Below are 19,776 nucleotides of genomic sequence, written 5' to 3' on the forward strand. Positions count from 1 at the left end.
CCAGACTGGGTCACGAGACGGGGCATCTGGTCGAGTGCGACGTGTGCGGATCGACCGGCACTCGGCTTGGGCGGAGGCGCTCACGCCGCCTGTCCGACCGAGGATCCGTGGCCAGGCCCACGGGGCGTGGCAGAGCGGAAGAAGCGCAGCGGGTCAGGATCGCTGCTGATCGTTGGCGCCTCCTGCGTGACCNTACCATCCGGATGGAAGACCAGGAGGTCTCCGGCCGGTCGCCGTTCGAGAACCAGGCCTCTGTCGTGAATCAGCCGGTGATGGAGTGAACAGAGCAGAACCAGATTCACGGGATCCGTCGGCCCGCTCTCGATGCCNCATTCCTGCAAGTGATGAACCTGAAGCCATTGGGTGTGTCGGCAGCCGGGATACCGGCAGACGCCCTTATCTCGCGCATAGATAGCCCTCCGCAGCTTGGTGGATGGGCTCCGTCGGGTGCGTCCGAGCGCGAGCGGGTTTCCCTTCGGGTCGGTCAGAACCGCACGGAGAAGGCTGTCGCAGGACAGCCGGCGGACGACACTCGGCGCGAGCGTGGCACCGCCCTCGATCTCGCAGGTCCGACCGCTAGGATCCTTCTTCTCGGCCTTTTGGGTTCGGTCGTCCCNACGAGTTTCGGCCCCGCCTATCAAAGTGTCGACATCGACATGTACGTTGACGGTGTATGAAGTCGGATCAGTCAGTCCCGGCGCGCCGTGGGTAAGGAAGGACTCCGCGACTCCCGCGAGCGCGTCGACTCGCAGGGCTTGTGGCACCACCTTTTCCGGGTCGTCTGCTGAATCGATAGACATCTTCTCGTCGTCACGTGGTCCGGCCGACTGGTCGAGACTTGTCGCGGCCATCGCGAGGGCCTTGGCGACCACCGCGCCACGTTCCGAATCGAGATGGGCGATCAGAAAGAAGGTGCCGTCCTCGTTCCAATGCCAGGAACAGCGCACGGAGTCCTTCTTGCCGCTGTTCTTCTCGCGGTCGTCCTGGCCGNCTGAATCGATCTTCGACTGGAGGGAGACGAGTCGTTCGAGCTCGCGGGCTGANCATCGCGCCGCCTNGTGAGCCCACGCGGCATCCGTGTCCGGGGTTGCGACGCGCGTGACGGCTCGGACCTTGGAGTAGGAGATCTCGCCTCGGGCGAAGGTCGCACTGATCTGTGGAAGTGTCTGGAGTGCGCGAGCGACGCGCAGATACTCGTAGCTCGCGCGCAGGCCGATCCCGCAGCGCCAGGCCAACCAGTGCGCACAGGTCGGCAGCCCGGTTGCGGACCATCCCTTCCGGCGGTCGAAGGCGGCGATCAGAGTCAGCCAGCGGCAGGTCGCTGCCGAGATGCGACCAGCCCAGCTGCAGACTTCCACCTCAAGGTCGGGGAGGGGGAGGGCGTTCAGATCATCGTCGAACATGTGTTCGATTTTGCGTCACGTCGGCCTCCTCGTCAAGTGCCGCGCATCACCGCAATTCACGTCGAGGAGGTCATCCAGCATCGCGGTCGGTCGCGGTTGCCTCTCTTGGGGTTGTGGCTGCCAATGTCAACGCTTCTCTGCTCCGCGGTGCACATCTCGTTCTTGTGATCGCCGGCGCGTCCACGGGAGCGGCCGTGGATGGCCATGCTGTTGTGGGGTGAACGCCGGGTCCGCTTGACAAGCGTGCGCGCGAGTTACATAATCGATCACATGTTCGAATTGCTGGAGGGGGTGAGCTGCCGATCGAGTCGCTCAGCTCCGCAGATAGGCGAGGACCGCCAGGACCCGACGGTGGTCCTTCGTGGTCGGCTCGAGTCCGAGTTTCGAGAAGACGTTTGATATGTGTTTCTCGACCGCGCCACTGCTCACGACCAGGTGTGCGGCGATCGCGGTGTTCGATCGGCCTTCTGCCATGAGAGTGAGGACCTCTCGTTCCCGAGGGGTCAATGCGGACATGGGGTCGTTACGACGATTCCGGACGAGAAGCTGTGCCACCACTTCCGGATCCATGACGGTGCCGCCTGCGGCGACCCGACGTACCGCGTCAACGAACTCACGCACGTCGGCGACGCGGTCCTTCAAGAGATAGCCGACGGCGCCAGCGCCGTCAGCGAGAAGCTCCGCCGCGTACTGTTTCTCGACGTACTGGCTCAGGACGAGAACCGGTGAGCCGGTGACCTCGGAGCGGGCCCTGATCGCGGCTCGCAGCCCTTCGTCGCGGTGGGACGGAGGCATTCGGACGTCCACGACGGAGACGTCGGGCTGGTGCGCCACCACCGCATCGACCAGGCCGGGCCCGTCTCCGACCGTGGCGACTACTTCGCAACCGGCGTCGGTGAGAAGGCGACGCAACCCCTCACGGAGCAGTACCGAATCCTCGGCGATGACCACCCGCACGATGCATCAGCCCTTCTTCGGGATCCTGGGCTCCGGCGTCGGAGAAGGCCGACGCTACCCGTGGATGGGTGTTGACCGTCCGAGGTTGACGGATTTCGGGGGGAGCTGCCAGCAGGACAACTGACGGCTTGACGACGTTGCGGGAGGGGGTGTGGCGATGAGCGGGTCGGACATGGCAGTCTTGGTCCCTGTGAGCACAGGTTGGTCGGCGGGTGGAGGGACGGCTCGCCTTGGACGAGCTGCCACCTTCGCGTCGTCCTCCGTGTGCCTGGCGTGGGCGGCGCACGTGGTCGGTGGTGCCCAGCGGTCGCCGGCCACAACGATGATCATTGCCTTTCTCCTGCTCACCCGGATCGCCTATGGCCTCGGTGGCCGGGAGCGGCGCCTTCCGATGCTCGTGGCAGGCGTCGCGGGGACCCAGGTTCTGCTCCACATCACCTTTGCTCTCGCGCACCCGCACACGCATCGGGCGGGCGGCTGCTCGATCGAGGCGCGGATGGTGTTCGCGCACGGTCTGGCGGCGGTGTGCGTCGCGGTGCTGCTGCGCCGCGCGGAGCGTGTGCTGTGGTCGGCGTCCGGGCTCCGTCCCCATGCGGTCCTGTTCCGTCTGTTCCGGCCGGTGGCGGATCGGGCCGTGCCCTCGGTCCCGCCGGTGCCACGCGTCGACGTCCGCCGACGGGCCCCCCGCCCCCATACCCGACCGCTCGGGCCATCCGCCCGTAGGCGTGGTCCGCCGCAGGGCCAGCCGGAGATCGGTCGGATGGAGCGGTGTGCCACAGATTGCTCATCGCTGCTTTTTGCCATGGCCTGACGAACGACACTCCGGCGCCCGAGAGACACGGAATCTCTGTGTTCCCGCTGCGCTGTGGGACCGTTTGGAAGGATTTATATGATTCGCCTCTTTAGTCGTGCGGGCGTACTCGGCGTGGTTGCCGGCGCGGCCGTACTCGCCATGACAGTGCCGGCCTCCGCGCACGTCACCCTTCAACCGTCCACGGCGTCCGCAGGTAGCTACGCCACGCTCTCGTTCAAGGTGCCGACCGAGGAGGACAACGCGTCCACCACTGGTATCGATGNTCAGTTCCCCGTGGACACACCGCTCGCGTCGGTGTCGGTGCAGCCCAAGGCCGGCTGGACCTACAAGGTCGCGAAGGCGGCGCCAGCGAAGCCTCTGAGTACAGACGACGGCCAGGTGAGCGAGGTGGTCACCCGCATCACCTGGACGGCGCAGGGGAGTCAGGGGATCAAGCCGGGGGAGTTTGACACGTTCACCGTCTCCGCCGGTCCGTTGCCGGACAAGGCCGGACAGCTCACGTTCAAGACGCTGCAGACCTATTCGAACGGGGACGTGGTGCGGTGGGTCGATGTGGCGCAGCCTGGAGCCGGGGAACCGGAGAAGCCAGCGCCGTCGCTGACGGTAACCGCAGCCGGAGCGGCCGCGGGTTCATCCACCGGCGCCCACGATTCGGTGTCGACGCAGAACGCCGCGGAAACCTCGCAGCCGGATGGCAGCGACGGGACCGCTCGCTGGCTCGGGATAGTCGGAGTGGTCCTGGGCGCGCTCGGTCTGCTGGCCGGTGCCTTCGCACTGGTGACCTCGCGGCGGCGGGCGTAACTCCATGCGAAGAGTGATGGTGGTGACCATGGCCGTTCTGGCCATGGTCACCACCTCGATCGGGCTTGGGCTCGGCGTTGCGCCGGCGTCTGCTCACGCCCTGATGACGGGCACCAGTCCGGCGGACGGCGCGGCGCTTGCTGCGGCGCCGACTCGAGTTGTGATCAGTTACAGCGAGTCGGTTCGGGTCTCGCGGGATTCCATCCGAGTGCTCGATTCGGCCGGTGCCCGGGTCGACGACGGACAGGCGCATTCGGGGCAGAAGGCGTCCCAGGCGATGGTTGCGCTGCGACCCGATCTGCCCAGGGGCACCTACGTGGCCAGCTGGCGGGTCATCTCTGCGGACAGTCACCCGATCTCGGGTGCCTTCGCCTTCGGTGTGGGCGGACCGCCGGAGGCCGGGGCTGCCAGCGCGGAGGCNGACACCTCCGGTTCGCGGACGGTCGGATTCCTGTTCGGTGTCGCGCGGTTCGCTGGATACGCAGGTATCGGCGTTCTGCTGNGGGCCTGCTTCTTTCTGCTGATGCTGTGGCCGCAGGGCCTGCGGTTGAGCGGTGCGAGCCAACTGGTGGCGGGGGCATGGGGACTGTCGGCGCTCGCGGGGCTGGGGCAGCTACTCCTCCAGGGGCCGTACACCGCCGGCCTGGGAATGAGCGGACTGGGCCGCTGGTCGGTACTGTCGGCGACCCTGGAGGAGCGGTTCGGTCACCTGTTACTGATCCGACTGCTTGCGCTCTGCCTTGCGGTTCCGCTGCTGCGCCGGATGTTCCGTATCGGCTCGCTGGATGTGTGGCGCACCTGCGAGCTGGCGGGTCTCGGACTCGTGGTGGCGGTGACCCTGGCGGCGATCGGCCACGGCAGTGCAGGGGATCTGGTGTGGCTCGCGACGGCCAGCTTGACGGTGCATGTGCTTGGCATGTCCGTGTGGATCGGCGGGCTGGTGGTCATCGCGCTCTTCCTGGTCCGCCGGGCGGCGGCGGTGGAGCTGGCGGAGGTGCTTCCGCGTTGGTCACGCGTGGCAGCCGTGGCCGTGGCCGTGATCGTGATCAGCGGCCTGTTCCAGAGCTGGCGGGAGATCGGAACGCTCCGAGCGGTCATCGACACCGGTTACGGGCGATTGCTGCTCTACAAGGTGTGGTTTGTCCTTGGCATGATCGCTCTCGGCGCCCTCGCCCAGCGGTGGGTGCGTCGTCACTATGCAGATGATCATGTCGATGTCCGCTCCGGTCCGGATGGGACGGGGACGGCGCCCAGCGTCGGCGCGCTGACCGGGCTGCGGCGTGGTGTCGCTTCGGAGCTGGTCGTCGGGGCGGTGGTACTGGGGCTTACCGCGACGCTGGTGAACATGGTTCCCGCGCGCACCAGCTATGCACCGCCGTTCACCGGGACGGCGTTCGCCGGCCCGATGACGGTGAAGGTGCGGGTCGCCCCGACCAGGATCGGAGCCGAATCGCTTGACGTGTACACCTGGGCGCCCAGCGGTAAGCCGCAGAAGCTGGTGCAGGCAAGCGCGGCACTATCCCTGCCGACCGCGGATCTTGGGCCGTTCGAGGTACCGCTAGACCTGGCCGCGCCGGGGCACGCACGCAGCGACCGGGTGCAGGCGCCCCTGGCGGGGAAGTGGCAGCTCCGGCTGACCCTGCGGATCAACGACTTCGACCAGTACGTGACGACGCTGTTCTACACCGTCCGCTGACGGGCGTCGGCTAGACGGAGACCGGTGCCGGTGCGGTGACGGGGCCGACGATGCGCTCGTCGGATTCGGACGGGCCGGCACCGGTCGGGCTGGTGCCTTCGGTACTGCCAGTGCCGCCAGTGCCGCCAGTGCCGGCAGTACTGCCAGTGCCGCCAGTACTGCCGGTGCTCTGGCCCGCCGGCGGCCGGGCGGATTGTTGTTGAGGGCTGGACGGGGCGACTGGCGCGGACGGAACATTTCCGCCCGGCGGCGTCGTGGGGGGCGACGCGGCGCTGGTTGGTGGCGCGCTCCCCGGCGATGGGACGGTGGCTGTCGGCTGTGGCGCCTGTGCCCTCGGCGGGGTCGTCGATGCGGAGGTCCCAGGGGTCCCAGAGGCCGGAGAGGTCGCAGCCGTCGTGGCCGGAGCGGTGCTGGCCGGGAGCTTCGGCGGAGTGGTGCGCGGCGCCGTGGTCGAGGGCGCTGCCGAGGTTGCGCGGGGGCGGTCGATGCTTGGCGCGGCGGACGGCTCGGACCTGTGCACGTCTCGAGCGATTGGCTCCACGAGGCGGGGCCGTACTTCCCTGGGCGCCGCGGCCCGGCTGGTGAAGGCGCCGGCCACCGTCGGGACGACGGTGGGGGCAGCCGCGGTGCCCCCACTGGGGGCGGCGGGCGCGGTGGCGGGGCGAACCACGTCGAGAGACCGCGGCGGACTCACCACCGCCACGCCGTTCTCGGACATCAGGCGGGGATCGGACGACGGCCAGTTCATCGCCGCGGTGAGACCGACCGCGGCGACGACGACCGCCGCCGCGGCAGCCATCGCAGGCCGGCTGCGCCAGGCCAGGGTCCCTCGGCCGAACGCCGGAGCGGTGTTGGTGGCTTCGACCTCGGCGTCCATCCGCATCAGCGGCAGCGCGCGCACGGTGGCGGGGGCGATCAATGTCTCCGCGGCGTCGGACACGGGGGTAGCTGGGGGCCCAGCCGGCGCCTTGACGAGGCTGATCTCTCGGGGCGCCGCGGGGGCGGCGGGTGGGGCGACTCGGCGGCTGNCAGCAGCGGCCTCTGCGACGGCGGCGGCGCGGTCGAAGGTGCGGGCGAGACCCACCCGCAGGCTGGCGGGCGCCGGCACCACGGAGCCGACCAGGAGTTCCTCGGGCGGCACGCCGTGGGGCACCGGGATGCTGCGGGCCTGCGGGGATCCCGACCAGGCCAGGGCGCTGCCGCGGGCGAGTTCCAGCAGCCAGGACCGCAGCCGGGCCGGGTCGCTCAGCGGGTTGAGACGGGTGCGGGCGACCAGGGCGAACGCCGTACCGGCGGCTGCCCGGGCCACCGTGGNATCACCCAGGATCAGCAGACACATGGAGAAGACATCGTCCGCGTAGAGATCGTAGAGGTCGTCGAACGCCTGCCGATCACCGCGTCGGACACGGGCCGCCAGGTCCGCGTCGTCGTCCATACTTTAGCTTCTCCCCGGTCGACTAACCGCGAGCCCGGAACGGATGGTGGGGTCAATGCTAGGAGGTGGGCCTCCCTAACGGGTGAACGTTGTGCGGATTTTGTTGTCGTCGATTCGACAGCCGGAATCGCTTGACCCGCACGTCGGTAGCGCTTTGATAGCTTTTGCCTACTTGTAGTTACTTTGTTTGGCGATGGTGCGTGGCCGAAGTCGCCATGTCCCGCCGGCGGACTAGTTAGAAAGACGGGCGGACGAATAGCCCGCCGACGGCCATGCCCCGAATTCCACGACCGATCGGGCCCAGCGGGCCTTCCGCGCCGGCCCGGCCATTCGCGACCGTCCGCCGGATTGGCCCACGATTATTGCGGGGTCGGTATGTNGGCTCCGAAGCGGTACGACGGCGACGATCAGGGCGTTGCTCGTGGCCGTGCTCAGGGCCGTGCTCAGGAGGTCGGTGGCTGCTGGGCGAGCCGGGTCTTCACGGTGCCGGTCTGGCCGTTGCGGGTGTACGTCACCTCGACCTCGTCCCCGATGGCGTGCGAGCGCACCGCCGCGATCAGGGAGTCGACGTCGCTGACGGCCCGGTTGCCGACCTTGGTGATCACGTCTCCGGTGCGCAGGCCGGCGCCCTCCGCGGGGCCGCCGGAGACCATCGACCGGATCTGGGCGCCGGTCCCGCTGGACGCCGTCGAGCGCGTGTTCTCCGCCGCGGTCGACGCGGTGACGCCCAGGTAGGGATGCTGCGCACGCCCGGTGGTGATGAGCTGCGTGGCCACTGATTCGGCGTAGTTGCCGGGGATCGCGAAACCGACGCCGATGTTGCCGGACTGCTGGCTGCCGCCGAACGGACTGCCCCCGCCGCCGCCGACGGTTGCGATCGCGCTGTTCACCCCGATGATCTCGCCGCGGCTGTTGACCAGGGGGCCACCGGAGTTACCCGGGTTGATCGGCGCGTCGGTCTGGATCGCNTCGAGGACGGTGTTCTGCTGGTCCTGCACGGTCGAGTCGCCGGTGCGGACCGGTCGGTGCACGGCGCTGACGANGCCGGAGGTCACCGTGCCGTTCAGGCCGAGTGGGCTGCCGACCGCCACCACCAGCTCGCCAATGCTCAACGAGTCGGAGTTGCCGAAGGTCGCCGCGGTCAGCCCCGAAGCGTTGATCTTGATGATGGCGAGGTCGGAGCTCGGGTCGGTCCCCACGACCTGCGCATCGAAGGTGCGGCCGTCCTGCAGGGTGACCGTGAGGGTGCNGCCGTCCGAGGCGCCCGACACGACGTGGTTGTTCGTCAGGATGTGGCCGTCCGAGCGGATGATCGTTCCGGAACCGGTGCCCGCCTCGCTGCTCGACTCCTCGGAGATCGTCACCACGCTGGGGAGGATCTTCTGCGCCGCCGCGGCGACGGTGCCGGAGGCCGCTGGGGATGTTCCGCCGGAGCTGTCGCTGCTGCGTTCGAGCCCGGCGGTGGTGACGACCGTGTTTCCGCCGTCGTTGTCGGCGACCAGAGCGCCGACGCCACCCCCGATGCCGGCGGAGACGAGGGCGATGGCGAGCCCCGCGGCCACCAGCCGCCGCCGCCGCCAGGGCAGCGGGGAGGCCGTCGCCGTCGTGAGCCGGCTGCCGTGAATGTCATACGTGGTAGGAGGAACACCCCCACCGGGAGCGCCCCACTGGCCACCCCACGGTTGCCCCCCCGCCGGTGGACCGGGCGGCAGACCAGGACCGTGCGGCCCGCCCGGACCGCCGGCTCCCGGAGCGCCCGGAGTGCCCGGGCCGTAGGGACCGCTCACCCCGCCGGGACCGGCGTTCGCCCTGACCACGCTCTGNCCCGGGCCACCCTGCCCCGGACCCGGGCCGGGCTGGCCCCAGGACCCGGACGCGAGACCGCCCGTGTTGAACGGCGCCGTCTGACCGGGGCCGGTGGCTGGGTGGATCGGCGTGGGAGTGCCATAGGGCGTCCCGGGGGGCGACGACGGCACGGGACGGTCGGGCGCGGAGCTGCCGGGGCCGGCCGGGTGGGGCTGTTCGGCCCGGGATCCGAATGCGCCTTCGGCGGGCGGGGCCCAGGGGGACGGCGAGTCGTGCCCGGCGCCGGACTCCTCCCGGCCGCTGTCCGCCTGAGCGTCCTCGGCGCCGCTGCTGAAGGGGAGACGCGGTGTCATGGTAGGCACTTTCCCTTGCGAGCCTGAGCGATTCCTGAATGCCGACCAACGTTCGGGTAAGCGATCGACGGGATGGATCGGTGCGGAGTCCCTCCGCGATCGACCGGATCAGGAGGTGGTGCGGCGTTCCGCCAGTAGATCACGAATCTCGGTGAGCAGGCGCGCCTCATCGGTCAGCGCCACGTCCTCCTCGGGCGGGATCTGGCCCCGGACGCGCCGGTCGTTGATGGTCTTCAGGGGGAGCACCACGACGAAGTAGATCACAGTCGCCACGGAGAGGAAGGCGATGACACTGTTGATGAACTCTCCGTAGCGAAACATGCTGCCGTTAACCGTGAACGTGAGGGCCGAGAAGTCCGGTTTGCCGAAGATCGCCGCGATCAGTGGGGTGAAGATGGTCTTCACCAGGGACGTCACGACTGCGGTGAAGGCGGTGCCGACCACCACGGCGACCGCGAGGTCGACCACGTTCCCACGCATCAGAAACTGCTTGAAGCCCTTCAACGATGATCCCCCCATCAAGCGCCCGGTGCGCCATGGGAGGATACCGCCCCAGGTCGGTGGTATCCGACCCGGCCTCTATGCCTCTGGCGGGATGTTGTCAACTAGGCGCGCGCTATGTGTCGGCAACTCCGTGGTACACCGGTGGGACGAACGAACGTGTGTGGGGGCTCGGGATCGGAGGTCGTCTGGTGACGGACGGTGCGCGACGGGCCGAGTGGGACGACGACCACCGCCAGCCCGCCTACCGTCGGCCCGGGGAAAACCTCCCGCCGCGCGGGCCTTACCCTCCGGCCGATGCAGCACCCCACCCGGCCGCGGCCGCCGGCTATGGCGGTCAACCCGCCCCTGACGGCTATGGCGGCCCGCCCGCCGCCGGCAGCTATGGCAGCGCGCCCGCCGCCGGCGGCTATGGGGATCGGCCCGCCGCCGGCGGCTATGGGGATCGGCCCGCCGCCGATGGTTATGGGGATCGGCCCGCTCCCGGCGGCTATGGCGGTCGGCCCGCTTCCAGTGGCTATGGGGATCGGCCTGCTTCCGGTGGCTATGGCGGTCCGCCGGCCGACGGTGGTTATGGCCATCGGCCGCCGGCCGCGAGCTATGGGACGGACACCGGCTCCTACGATCCCGGCGGCCTGCCGACCGGTTCCTCTCTCCCTGGGGGGGCGGGCGGCGAATTCGGGCCCGCGCACGACGCGGGAGACGATCCGTACGGTCGAGGCCGCCGCCCGCAGGGCCGAGACGGCGGTCCGGGTCCGGCCGGCGCCGGAACCTCCATGCGCAGGGCGCTCGTCCCGCCGGTCGGCGATCGGCGCGTGGCGGGCGAGCCCGGCGGCGGCCTGACGGCGCGGTCGGGTGCCCCCACCGGGACGACGGGCCGACACGCGGTCGTGCGGTCGCGGCCGGCCCCCGCGGCCGGAGCGGATGATCCGGCCCTCGACGGGGAACCGGCTGGGCGGCCAGGCCGCTCGGGCCACGCCGGCCCGCGGGATCGGACGACCCCGCCGGGGTTCGGGCCCGGCGGCGGCCCGGCCGACGACGGCCCGCCGCCCGGCGCTGGTAGGCGGTCAGGCCGCCCCGGGAGCGGGGGCAGGCCAGGAGGCACCGGCGCGCGGGCACGCTTCGCGGCACCCGAAGGCGTCGAGGACACCCGCCTCGACCGGTCGCGCCCCGGCCCGCCGGGGCCGGGTTCCGGCGGCGACCACACCGATCCTGGTCGTTTCGACCGGCCCACGGGCGCGGCACGCCCGTCCCGGGCGCAGCGCTCGGGCGGCCCGGGACGGGCCGGCGCCGGCGGCCCCACCGCCGGCCGGGAGGGCNAGCGGCCATCGGACTCGCCACCCACCATGATCAGGAAGCGCACGGGGCCGCATCGCGCTGGCGGCGATCGGACGCCCGCGCAGCGCCGCTCGGGTGGTCCCCTCACTGCGGCGATGGAGCGCGACTTTCCCGAGCCCGACGACGTCAACGACCTCGACGAGGCCGACGAGCTCGACGGTCGCCGCGATGGTGGCGGTGCCGACTCCATGTCCTTCCTGCACCGTCTCGGCGTCGCGCTGGTGGTGCTGGCGGTCGCACTCGGGGTGGGGGTCGGTGCCGGCGTCGTGTGGGAGAAGGTGCGCCCCAGCGGCCGCACCGCCATGGACGCGCCCGCGGTGCCGTCCCCGTCAGCCTCCGCCGCCGCCAGCGCGCCGGCGGCGACTGGGCCGGGCGCGTCTGCCGCCGCGAGCACCGGCCAATCGGCCGCGGGGCAGATCGCCGTGCCGGCGGACTGGGCCCCGTACACGGACCCGTTGCAGAAGGCGACCTTCTCCCACCCGCCGGTGTGGAAGCAGCGTCGCGACAACACCGGCATCTTCTACGGTGAGCCCGGCACCGTCTCGGACTACGGCCCGCAGATGATCGGGGTCGCCCGGATCGCCGGTGCTGACCAGACGGCGGCGCTCACACACGTCCAGGCGGGCGAGTTCGACGCGGTCTCGGGGCTGACGAAGGAGCGTTCCGGCGCGGCGACGGACACCAGCGGCCAGCCGACCCAGGAGCTGGCTGGTTCCTATGACCGCGAGGGCCAGCGCGTGTCCTACCTGATGCGGACGGTCGCCACGAATGGCGCCGTCTACGTGCTCATCGCGAGGGTCTCGACCAGCGCGGCCGCCACGCTGAACACGCTGATGGGCGCCTTGCGCGCGTCGTTCTCCCCGGCGGCCTGACCGGCGTTCACCGTCACAGCCGGGGCCCGGGACGGGCCGACCGGGCCGGCGCCAGCAGGTTCCAGATCACCCCGGTGGTGGCGAAGGAGTTCGGTCCGGTGGCAGGCGGCCAGCCGTGGGCCATCGAGGGCAGCAGGTACTGGACGACCCGGGCCGAGGATGCGCACCGGGTCTCGCGGCGGACGGCCACCGGTGCGGTCGTCACGGGCACGGCCGGCGGGCCGGCGGGGGCGGTCAGACCGTCGGGCAGCGGTGTCGGCGTCCCGGAGGGCGGCGTCGGCGCTGCGGACGAGCCGATGGCCACTGCGGGCTGCTGCCCGGCGGACAGGGCGGTGGGCGATTGCGCGGCGTGCCAGGGCACCCCGGTGGAGTCGGTGAGGATCGTGTCGCCGGGCTGGCTGGGCAGCGGGCACTGGTCCACCACGCGGAACGGCGCCATGCTCTCCTCGACCGGCGTGATCGCGGTCTGCAGCACCGGTGACCACTGCGAGCCCAGGTAGGGGACGTGACCGTCTGCTCCGCCGTGCACGACGACGACGGTCAGCGGAGCTGCCGGCTGGCACTGCGCCACCTGCCGGCTCGCCGCTACTACGGCGATGCCGGCGAGTTCGTCGCCGTGCTCGCAGGCGTACCGGTAGGCGAGCATCCCGCCGTTGGACAGGCCGATGAGGCTGACGCGCGTGCGGTCGATCGGGTAGTTCTCACTCAGGTGGGCGATCAGGGCGCGCAGCCAACCGACGTCGTCCGTATTGTTGATCTTGGCGGTGTCGCAGCAGGTCCCGGCGTTCCAGGCCTTGCCGATGCCGTCCGGGTAGACGACGGCGAGGCCCGCGGTGCGGGCGAGGCCGTCGAGATCCCAGTGCGCCTTGGGGTCGGTGCCGTCGTAGTGCAGGCTGTGCAGCGCCACGATCAGCGGGTACGGCCGGGGCGTGCCGGGTGGCGGCAGCGTGATGCGGATCGGCATGCCGCGGCCGGACCGCTCGAATGCGTCCGGCCCGGTGGTCGGCGTCGCGGTCGGGGTGCCCCCGGGGACCACACCGCCGCGGCGGGTTCCACTCAACCCGCTACAGCCAGTTACGATCAGTATCACGGGAAGCAGGAAGGTGAGGAGCCAGACCGCGGTGACGCGGCGGCGACGAACGGCCGGCACGGTGGCCATTCTGACCNGCCGGGCGCGGGCTGGGCGTCACCGGTGTCGGTGATTACTCTTCGTGTTGGAACTACTACGCGCGAGGTCGCCCTCCGGGGCGCGGACCACATTGAGGCGGGGGCGCTCCGCACCAACCGGCGGCGCCCAGCGGCCGGCCGGACGCGGCGGGGGAGCCGGGGTGCTCTCCGCGGCGGTGCGGTAGCGGTCGAATGCCTCCTGGGCGCGACTTTCCAGGTCGTCGACGAGCGCCAGCGACTCGCGCACCCGACGTTCTCCCGCGGGACCGGCGGCGAGCAGGTCCGACAGACAGTTGTCCACCGCGCGCCGCGCCGCCAGCCAGCCGAGGAGCAGCCGGGAACGCTCCATGTCCGAAAGCTCCTCCACCGAGATGTCCCTCCGCTCGCCACTCGTGACGTTGATGAGGTTCCTGCCGCGAAGATCGGTCATGTGGAGATCGATCGGCGGGTCTCCTGGCTGGGTCAGGTGTCTGGATCAGGTATCCGGGTCCGGGCGGTATGGGCGGTTCAGGTCCACGACCGGCGTTGACATCCCGTCCTCTCCCAGAGTGCCCCACCCAGGGGCCGAACGCGCCGTAGTTCGCCTAACGCACATCCACTGGTCCCTGCGTGACGGTAGAGGCGGGAGCGAGCCACAGGCTACGGGGGTCCCTCCGGTCGGGGCCGGTCGGCGGGCCGGGACGGGTCGTTCAGCCGTGGCGGCGAGGCGGATGCCGAGGTCCGGTCGGGCGCGGCGGGTTCGAAGGGGACCTGTTCACTCGGCGGCGGGATCGACGGGCGGGGCGCGGTGGCGGCGACCGCTCCCGACGCCGGGGCCGGGATTGACGGCGTCACCGGGCCGGCGGTCGGATCGGGTTCGACCGGCACGTCCGGGTCGGCGGCCAGCTCCGCGAGCCCCGGCCCGCTGCCTCCCGGCCCGGCGGTGTCGACGTACGAGCCTTCCCCGTCGGCGGGGCGCACATCGGCGGGGTCCGCGCCAATCAGGTCCGGGTCGCCGGGATTCGGGTCGCCGGGATTCGGGTCGCCGGGATTCGGGTCGCCGGGATTCGGGTCGCCGGGGTCGACGGCGCCGGGGCCTGGGTCGGCGGGATGGGGGTCGGCGGGATGGGGGTCGGGGTGGCGTGCGCGCCAGGTCAGCCGAGCCTGGGCGGCGGTGTCCTCGGCATGTTCGAGGATCTCCTCCCAGCGCAACTGCATGGGGCGGACGAGGCCCCCGCCGACCCCGACCACGATCACCCCGGTCAGGGTGGCGAGGACGGCCCAGAGCACGGGGGTCGTGACCGACGTCGCGATGCCCACCTCGTCGAGACCGGCCTTGCCGAACGCGATCACGAGCACGGCGGCCACCGTGTTNCCGGCCGCGCGCGCGTAGCTGAGTTCCCGCAGTGCCTCGCGCACGAAGGTCCGGGCGAGCCGGGCGAGGCTGACCCCGATCGCGATGATCACGGCGGCGAGCATGGTGTGCAGCAGCAGCGCGAGCAGGTCGGTGACGGTGTCCTCGGCGGCGCTCGGGCCGAAGACCCCCACGGCGACGCGCAGCACCGCGAGCAGGCCGAGGCCGGTGAGCATCCGCACCGCGCCCGTGCGAACGTCCGCGGCCGGCCGACGCAGCAGGGCCGGCAGGCCGCCCCGGTCGAGGACCCCATCGACTCCCAGCCGGGTCGCCAGGGCGGTCAGCAGCCGCGCCCCGGCCCGGACCAGCAGGCCGCCGAACAGGCAGATCGCGAGGAAGACCCCGATTTTCGGCCCGGTCTCCGCGATGCGGGACCAGGCGTCCGAGAAGCCGCGATCCCACGCGATGGCGACGGTCACCTGCACCCACCGATTATAAGCTCACGGTAATCTTTTGATGACGCACAGCTATAGATCGGCGGGTCCTCCGGGCGTCGTCCCGCGCTGCCACGGCGCGGTCCGGGTGCCGGTCTAACGTCCGGTCGCATGACGGTGTCGGTCTGCTGGCTGCGGCGGGATCTGCGACTGAGCGACAACCCGGCGCTGCACGCGGCGGCAGACGGGGGCGACGAGGTACTGGTGCTGTTCGTCCTCGACGACGTGCTGTGCCGCCCGGCCGGGCCGGTCCGGCTCGCGTTCCTGTACCGCTGCCTGCGGGAGTTGGACGACCGGCTGAGCGGCCGGCTGTGCGTGCGCCGCGGCGATCCGGTGGACGTCGTCCCCGCGGTCGCGCGGGCCGTCGACGCGCGCCGGGTGCACATCGCCGCGGACTACGGGCCCTACGGGCGGCGTCGCGACGGCGAGGTCGAGCAGGCGCTGCGCACCGACGGCCGGGAGCTCGTCCGGACCGGGTCGCCGTACGCGGTCGCGCCGGGCCGGCTGGCCACGGCGGGCGGAACGCCGTTCCGCGTCTACACGCCGTTCTACCGGGCGTGGAAGGAGCACGGCTGGCGCCGCCCGATCGCCGAGCCGGCCGGCGCGTGCTGGGCGCGGTTGGCCTCGGACGGCATCCCGGCCGATCCGGACCTCGGGGATGTCCGGCTGCCCGCGGCGGGCGAGTCCGCCGCGCGCGAGCGGCTGGCCGAGTTCCTGCACGGATCGCTGACCGGCTACGCCGAGCGGCGCGACCTGCCCGGGCTGGACACCACCTCGCGGCTGTCGCCCTACCTGAAGTACGGCTGCATCCATCCGCGGACCATCCTCGCCGAGCTGAACCGAGCCACCTCCCCTGTGTCGACGGCCTCCCCTGTGTCGACGGCCTCCCCTGCGTCGGCGGGGTCCGGCGGGAGGGAGCAGGCGGCCGGCCGGGAGCGTGACGCGGAGAAGTTCCGGTCGGAGCTCGCGTGGCGGGAGTTCTACGCCGAGGTGCTCGCGGCGAATCCCGCATCCGCGCGGACGGATCTGACCGGCGCGCTGGCCGACATGGCATATGACCCGCCGGAGGCCGGATTCGAGGCCTGGAAGTGGGGGCAGACGGGGTTCCCCATCGTCGACGCGGGCATGCGCCAGTTGCTCGCCGAGGGCTGGGTACCCAACCGGGTGCGCATGATCGAGGCGTCGTTCGTGTGCAAGGACCTGCACGTCCACTGGACCCACGGGGCGCGGTGGTTCCTCGACCATCTCGTCGACGGCGACCTGGCGTCGAACCATCACGGCTGGCAGTGGACGGCCGGTACGGGTACAGACGCGGCACCGTACTTCCGGGTGTTCAACCCGGTGTCGCAGGGGCGCACCTACGACCCGGACGGGATCTACGTGCGCCGGTGGATACCGCAGTTGCGTGACGTGCCGGGGGCGAAGGTGCACGAGCCGTGGACGCTGCCCGGCGGCCCGCCCGCGGGGTATCCGGCGCCGGTGGTCGACCATGCCACCGAGCGGCGGGAGGCGCTGGCCCGTTACGAGGCGGCCCGCCGCCGCGGCTGAGCCGGCTCGGACAGCTCCGAACTCGGGAAACGGAGCCGGTCATCGTCGGGATCATCTAGCGGATGGATGGCTTGCCCGCAAGCGCGACACGTGTCGTGAATCCGACACGCGGGTTGTGCGGTCCGATGGGTACGGCGGGCGGGGATTGGCCACCCTTGTTCCAGGGCAGGGAGTGTGTGGGCAGGGATCTCCCGCTCGAAGCCCGGTGGAGAAGTGACGGGCTCCGCCGGAGGTGGTCGCGCCCGCGTGGGGTGTGGAGGGCAACCCACGCGTGGCGCGCCACGCCCACCCCGGCGGGGCCGCAGACCGGCGCGTCCGCTTGAATCTTGAGGATGAGCATGCAGCCCGTCGTGGTGCCTCCCGGCGCGGACCTGCCGGCGCTTTCCGCGGCCGCCGCGGACTGCCGGGGCTGTGACCTCGCCGAGTTGCCCGGCACCCGAACCGTCTTCGGCGCCGGCCCCGCGCGCACGTGGCTGGTGGTGGTCGGCGAGCAGCCCGGAGACGTCGAGGACCGCCGTGGCCAGCCCTTCGTCGGCCCTGCCGGCAAGCTGCTCGACCGGGCGCTCGGCGAGGCGGGGCTGGATCGGGCCGAGCTGTACGCGACGAACGCCGTGAAGCACTTCGGCTACCGCACCGGCAACGGACCCCGGCGCATCCACCAGACGCCGCAGGCGCGGCACATCACCGCCTGCCGTCCCTGGCTTGCCGCCGAGCTGAACGTCATCCGGCCGTCGCTGGTCGTCGTGCTGGGCGCGACGGCGGGTGCCTCCCTGCTCGGGCCGTCGTTCCGGGTGACGCGGATGCGCGGACGGCTGCTGCCCGGGCCGCCCGGGTCGAACGCCCAGCTGCTCGCCACGCTGCATCCCAGCGCCGTGCTGCGGGCGGACCCGGCAAGCCGGGACGAGGTGTACGGAGGGTTCGTCGCCGACTTGCGGATCGCCGCCGCGGCCCGGCCTGCCCCGGTCGGCGGCGAGCGGGGCTCCCCGCCCGCCTGATCGGACGGCGGCCTGGCTGGACCCGCCGCCCGGACCCGCCATCTCGACGAGCCGCCATCTCGACGAGCCGAGACGGCCGGCGTGGTCAGGCGACGATGTCGACCGGAGTGCCCAGCGGGACGGTCTGGGCGAGGCGGGTGATCGCGTCATTGCTCAGCCGGATGCAGCCGTGGCTGACATCCTTACCGATCATCTTCGGTTCGTTGGTGCCGTGCAGGCCGATCACCGGCTTGCGGCCGTCGAACGAGCTCAGCGACGTGGAGAAGCCGTTCAGGCCGAATGCGTACGGGCCATACGGGCCGTTCGGGTTGCGCGGCCGAAGCAGCTCCATCAGGTAGAAGCGGCCGCCCGGGGTCGGCGTGTCCGTGGTGCCGATGGCCACCGGCTCCTGCGCGATCTGCTTGCCGTCGCTGAACACCTGCAGAAGGTGGTGACCGCGGGACACGACCAGGCGGTAGGGCGTCTCCGACGCGCTGACCTGGTCGGCCTTGACCCAGCCGGTGCTGCCGTTGGGCTGGACGGGCAGCATCACCTGCCACCAGCCGGNCATCTTGGCCTGGACCAGGAAGACCCGCCTGACGCCGTTCTCGTTCGGACTCGCCAGCGTGGACGATGGCTGGGTGTCCGTGGGGGCGCTGTAGATGTCGACGCTCGTGCCGACGGCGGTGACCACCGTGCTCTTGCTCTGCCCGAGGCCCGCGATCGCGGCGAGCTGGTTACGGATCTGCGGTGAGAGGTTGGTGGCGGCGTCGTGGCTGCCGTCGCCGCCGCCGCACCCGGTGAGCACCACGCCGCCGAGGACGGCCGCAAGGATTCCCGCGGNCGTCCTGGAGCTGAACCGGCTGATGGTCATCCGGTGTAGTACGGCTCGGCCGTGACGGAGCTGCTGGCGGCGGGTGCGGCGATCGGCAGCGCCGCGGGCGCCGCGATCGCCGGCGGTGCGCTCGTCGCGCCGCCGCAGTTCGACACGCCGACGGTGGGCACGGTCACGAGCAGGAGCTTCGTCTCGGCGTCCCAGGGCGAGCCGACGACGGCGAGGGCCTTCGACGGGATGTCCACGGACTGCTTCGGACCGATGTCGAGGATGCCGCCGCCGAGGTTGGTGTCGAACCAGCCGAAGCCGAAGCTCTTGTCGCCGGTGTTCTTCAGCTTCCAGGCCGGCTCGCTGCCGTTGCAGGTGAAGGTGAGGACGAGGGGGTTGACGTCGATGTCCTCGACGCCGTTGATCTCCTTGTCCAGCGGCACCTTGAACGGCAACAGGTCGAGGAACCCGTCGAGGGTCGGGTCACCGGTGCCGCCGGTCGAGGCCGCCGCGGCGGCCGGGGTGGCCGAGGCCGAGGCCGAGGCGCTCGGGTCGCTGCTCGCCGTGGCGCCGGCCACNGGGCTCGGCGTGGCGCTCGGGTCGACACTCGGGGTCGCGCTCGGGCCGGCGGACGGACTGGTCGCGGCAAGCGCAGTGGCGGTCGGGGTCGGGGTCGGCGATGCGCTGGAAGACGCGCCGGCGGCCGCGGGGGCGGTCGGAGTGGGTGAGCTGACGGCGGCGGTCTCGGTCGGCGCGGGTGGCGGCGTCGCGGCGGACGCTGGCGAGGCCAGTGCGATCGCCGCCACGCCGAGAACGCCGGCCACCACGACCCGCATTCTGGTGCTGCGCATGAATCCGTCTCCCTCGACATCTGCCGGGTCAGGAAAACCTCGACGGGAAGCTTTTATCGGGAAGAAGGTAGCAACGCGGCGGACGTCCCGCTACGTCCGGGTCGGTCGTAGCGGGACCGTTGGGTGAACGGCGCGGTGATTCGTGGTCATCCGGTGGTGTTCGCCGCAGCCGAGTGGCGTCCGGATGAACGCCGGCGCTGAACGACGCCGTTCGCCGCGCGTTCGCCGGCGGTATCCGCGTTCGGAGGAAGGCGGGGCGGTTCGGTGCCCCGCCGGTCGCCACCGCGGTCCGCTCGGCCGGTGGTTGCGTCGGCGGCGAGGTTCCTGACGGCTCCGTCCCACTCCCGGCTGCCCCCGTCCGCGTCGCCCCTGTCTGCGGCGCCCCACGTGGGCTGGCCCGTTGCGGCCGTCCGTCCTACCCCGTCGGCGTGGGTTGGCGCTCTTTCCGTCGGCGTGGGTTGGCGCGCTGGCCCGGCCCGTGGCCGCCGCGGATTCCGGCACGGCAGGTTTCGCGGTGGGGGAACCGGCTGAACCCGACGGACTGTGCGTGTTTTCATCTCGGCGGCGTCCCCTTGGGTTCGGCCGGTCGAGTTCAGCCCGCGGGACGGCG

General features: G+C 71.5%; 14 protein-coding genes and 11 pseudogenes. 8 read left to right on the plus strand and 17 right to left on the minus strand.

All coding sequences use genetic code 11. From position 1 onward, the window contains the following. Positions 1-330 precede the first annotated feature (330 nt). From FF86_RS49515 to FF86_RS15600, 5 genes and pseudogenes are all read right to left on the minus strand, one after another. A pseudogene (locus tag FF86_RS49515) lies at positions 331-616 on the minus strand (DUF222 domain-containing protein); the annotation flags it as partial. A gap of 1 nt (position 617) precedes the next feature. Then, positions 618-990: pseudogene (locus tag FF86_RS49520) on the minus strand (HNH endonuclease); the annotation flags it as partial. A gap of 1 nt (position 991) precedes the next feature. After that, positions 992-1,043: pseudogene (locus FF86_RS49525) on the minus strand (hypothetical protein); the annotation flags it as partial. 15 nt (positions 1,044-1,058) lie between these two features. Then, positions 1,059-1,403, minus strand: a pseudogene (locus FF86_RS66575) (DUF222 domain-containing protein); the annotation flags it as partial. 312 nt (positions 1,404-1,715) lie between these two features. Next, positions 1,716-2,360, minus strand: a complete 645-nt coding sequence (locus FF86_RS15600; RefSeq protein ID WP_044885443.1) for a response regulator transcription factor — start codon at positions 2,358-2,360, stop codon at positions 1,716-1,718. Positions 2,361-2,682: 322 nt separating this feature from the next. Between FF86_RS15600 and FF86_RS15605 the strand changes: the two genes are divergently transcribed. The 6 genes and pseudogenes from FF86_RS15605 to FF86_RS35960 all read left to right on the plus strand — a co-directional run. After that, positions 2,683-3,171, plus strand: coding sequence for a hypothetical protein (locus FF86_RS15605; protein WP_063870410.1), 489 nt, complete (start codon positions 2,683-2,685; stop codon positions 3,169-3,171). A 78-nt stretch (positions 3,172-3,249) separates the two neighbouring features. After that, positions 3,250-3,436: DUF1775 domain-containing protein (locus FF86_RS49535; RefSeq protein ID WP_242418835.1), on the plus strand; the 187-nt coding region annotated here is incomplete at its 3' end. A 1-nt stretch (position 3,437) separates the two neighbouring features. After that, a pseudogene (locus tag FF86_RS15610) lies at positions 3,438-3,975 on the plus strand (YcnI family protein); the annotation flags it as partial. A 103-nt stretch (positions 3,976-4,078) separates the two neighbouring features. Continuing rightward, a partial coding sequence (locus FF86_RS49540; RefSeq protein WP_242418848.1) for a copper resistance CopC family protein occupies positions 4,079-4,395 on the plus strand: 317 nt, incomplete at its 3' end. 496 nt (positions 4,396-4,891) lie between these two features. Further along, on the plus strand, positions 4,892-5,671 hold the full coding sequence (locus FF86_RS15615; protein WP_313954341.1) for a CopD family protein: 780 nt from the start codon (positions 4,892-4,894) through the stop codon (positions 5,669-5,671). A gap of 395 nt (positions 5,672-6,066) precedes the next feature. Next, on the plus strand, positions 6,067-6,699 hold a 633-nt coding region (locus FF86_RS35960; protein ID WP_396229903.1), incomplete at its 3' end, for a hypothetical protein. A gap of 850 nt (positions 6,700-7,549) precedes the next feature. On the opposite strand, the gene FF86_RS49545 is transcribed toward FF86_RS35960, so the two are convergent. The 10 genes and pseudogenes from FF86_RS49545 to FF86_RS66580 form a co-directional block, all read right to left on the minus strand. Beyond that, positions 7,550-8,074 (minus strand): S1C family serine protease (locus FF86_RS49545; protein WP_242418836.1); only part of this gene is annotated, 525 nt, incomplete at its 5' end. Between the two features lies 1 nt (position 8,075). After that, positions 8,076-8,148, minus strand: a pseudogene (locus FF86_RS49550) (hypothetical protein); the annotation flags it as partial. A 1-nt stretch (position 8,149) separates the two neighbouring features. After that, positions 8,150-8,355 (minus strand): annotated as a pseudogene (locus tag FF86_RS49555) (S1C family serine protease); the annotation flags it as partial. A 1-nt stretch (position 8,356) separates the two neighbouring features. Next, a pseudogene (locus FF86_RS49560) lies at positions 8,357-8,923 on the minus strand (peptidase S1); the annotation flags it as partial. A 450-nt stretch (positions 8,924-9,373) separates the two neighbouring features. Beyond that, positions 9,374-9,769 (minus strand): large conductance mechanosensitive channel protein MscL, encoded by a 396-nt coding sequence (mscL, locus tag FF86_RS15630; RefSeq protein WP_044885448.1) that lies wholly within the window; start codon positions 9,767-9,769, stop codon positions 9,374-9,376. A 1,064-nt stretch (positions 9,770-10,833) separates the two neighbouring features. Continuing rightward, positions 10,834-11,085: pseudogene (locus FF86_RS35965) on the minus strand (hypothetical protein); the annotation flags it as partial. Between the two features lie 904 nt (positions 11,086-11,989). Beyond that, on the minus strand, positions 11,990-13,135 hold the full coding sequence (locus tag FF86_RS15645; RefSeq protein WP_044885450.1) for a PHB depolymerase family esterase: 1,146 nt from the start codon (positions 13,133-13,135) through the stop codon (positions 11,990-11,992). 27 nt (positions 13,136-13,162) lie between these two features. Continuing rightward, the gene (locus FF86_RS15650) at positions 13,163-13,573 is read right to left on the minus strand and encodes a hypothetical protein (protein ID WP_236705335.1); all 411 of its coding nucleotides are present in this window, start codon (positions 13,571-13,573) and stop codon (positions 13,163-13,165) included. Between the two features lie 209 nt (positions 13,574-13,782). Next, a pseudogene (locus FF86_RS49565) lies at positions 13,783-14,496 on the minus strand (hypothetical protein); the annotation flags it as partial. Between the two features lies 1 nt (position 14,497). After that, positions 14,498-14,961, minus strand: a pseudogene (locus FF86_RS66580) (hypothetical protein); the annotation flags it as partial. 120 nt (positions 14,962-15,081) lie between these two features. Here FF86_RS66580 and FF86_RS15660 point away from each other — a divergent pair. Continuing rightward, a complete protein-coding gene (locus tag FF86_RS15660) occupies positions 15,082-16,518 on the plus strand; it encodes a deoxyribodipyrimidine photo-lyase (protein WP_044885452.1) in 1,437 nt (478 codons plus the stop codon). Between the two features lie 338 nt (positions 16,519-16,856). Then, entirely contained in the window at positions 16,857-17,513 is a 657-nt protein-coding gene (locus FF86_RS15665; RefSeq protein ID WP_082121897.1) for a UdgX family uracil-DNA binding protein, read from the plus strand. 85 nt (positions 17,514-17,598) lie between these two features. Here the strand turns inward: FF86_RS15665 and FF86_RS49570 are convergent. Then, a partial coding sequence (locus FF86_RS49570; protein WP_242418837.1) for a L,D-transpeptidase occupies positions 17,599-18,059 on the minus strand: 461 nt, incomplete at its 5' end. Between the two features lie 303 nt (positions 18,060-18,362). Next, positions 18,363-18,893: hypothetical protein (locus tag FF86_RS15675; protein ID WP_242418838.1), on the minus strand; the 531-nt coding region annotated here is incomplete at its 5' end. Positions 18,894-19,776 lie beyond the last annotated feature (883 nt).

It is taken from the genome of Frankia sp. CpI1-P (assembly GCF_001421075.1).
In the GTDB taxonomy this organism is placed as follows: Bacteria; Actinomycetota; Actinomycetes; order Frankiales; family Frankiaceae; genus Frankia; species Frankia torreyi.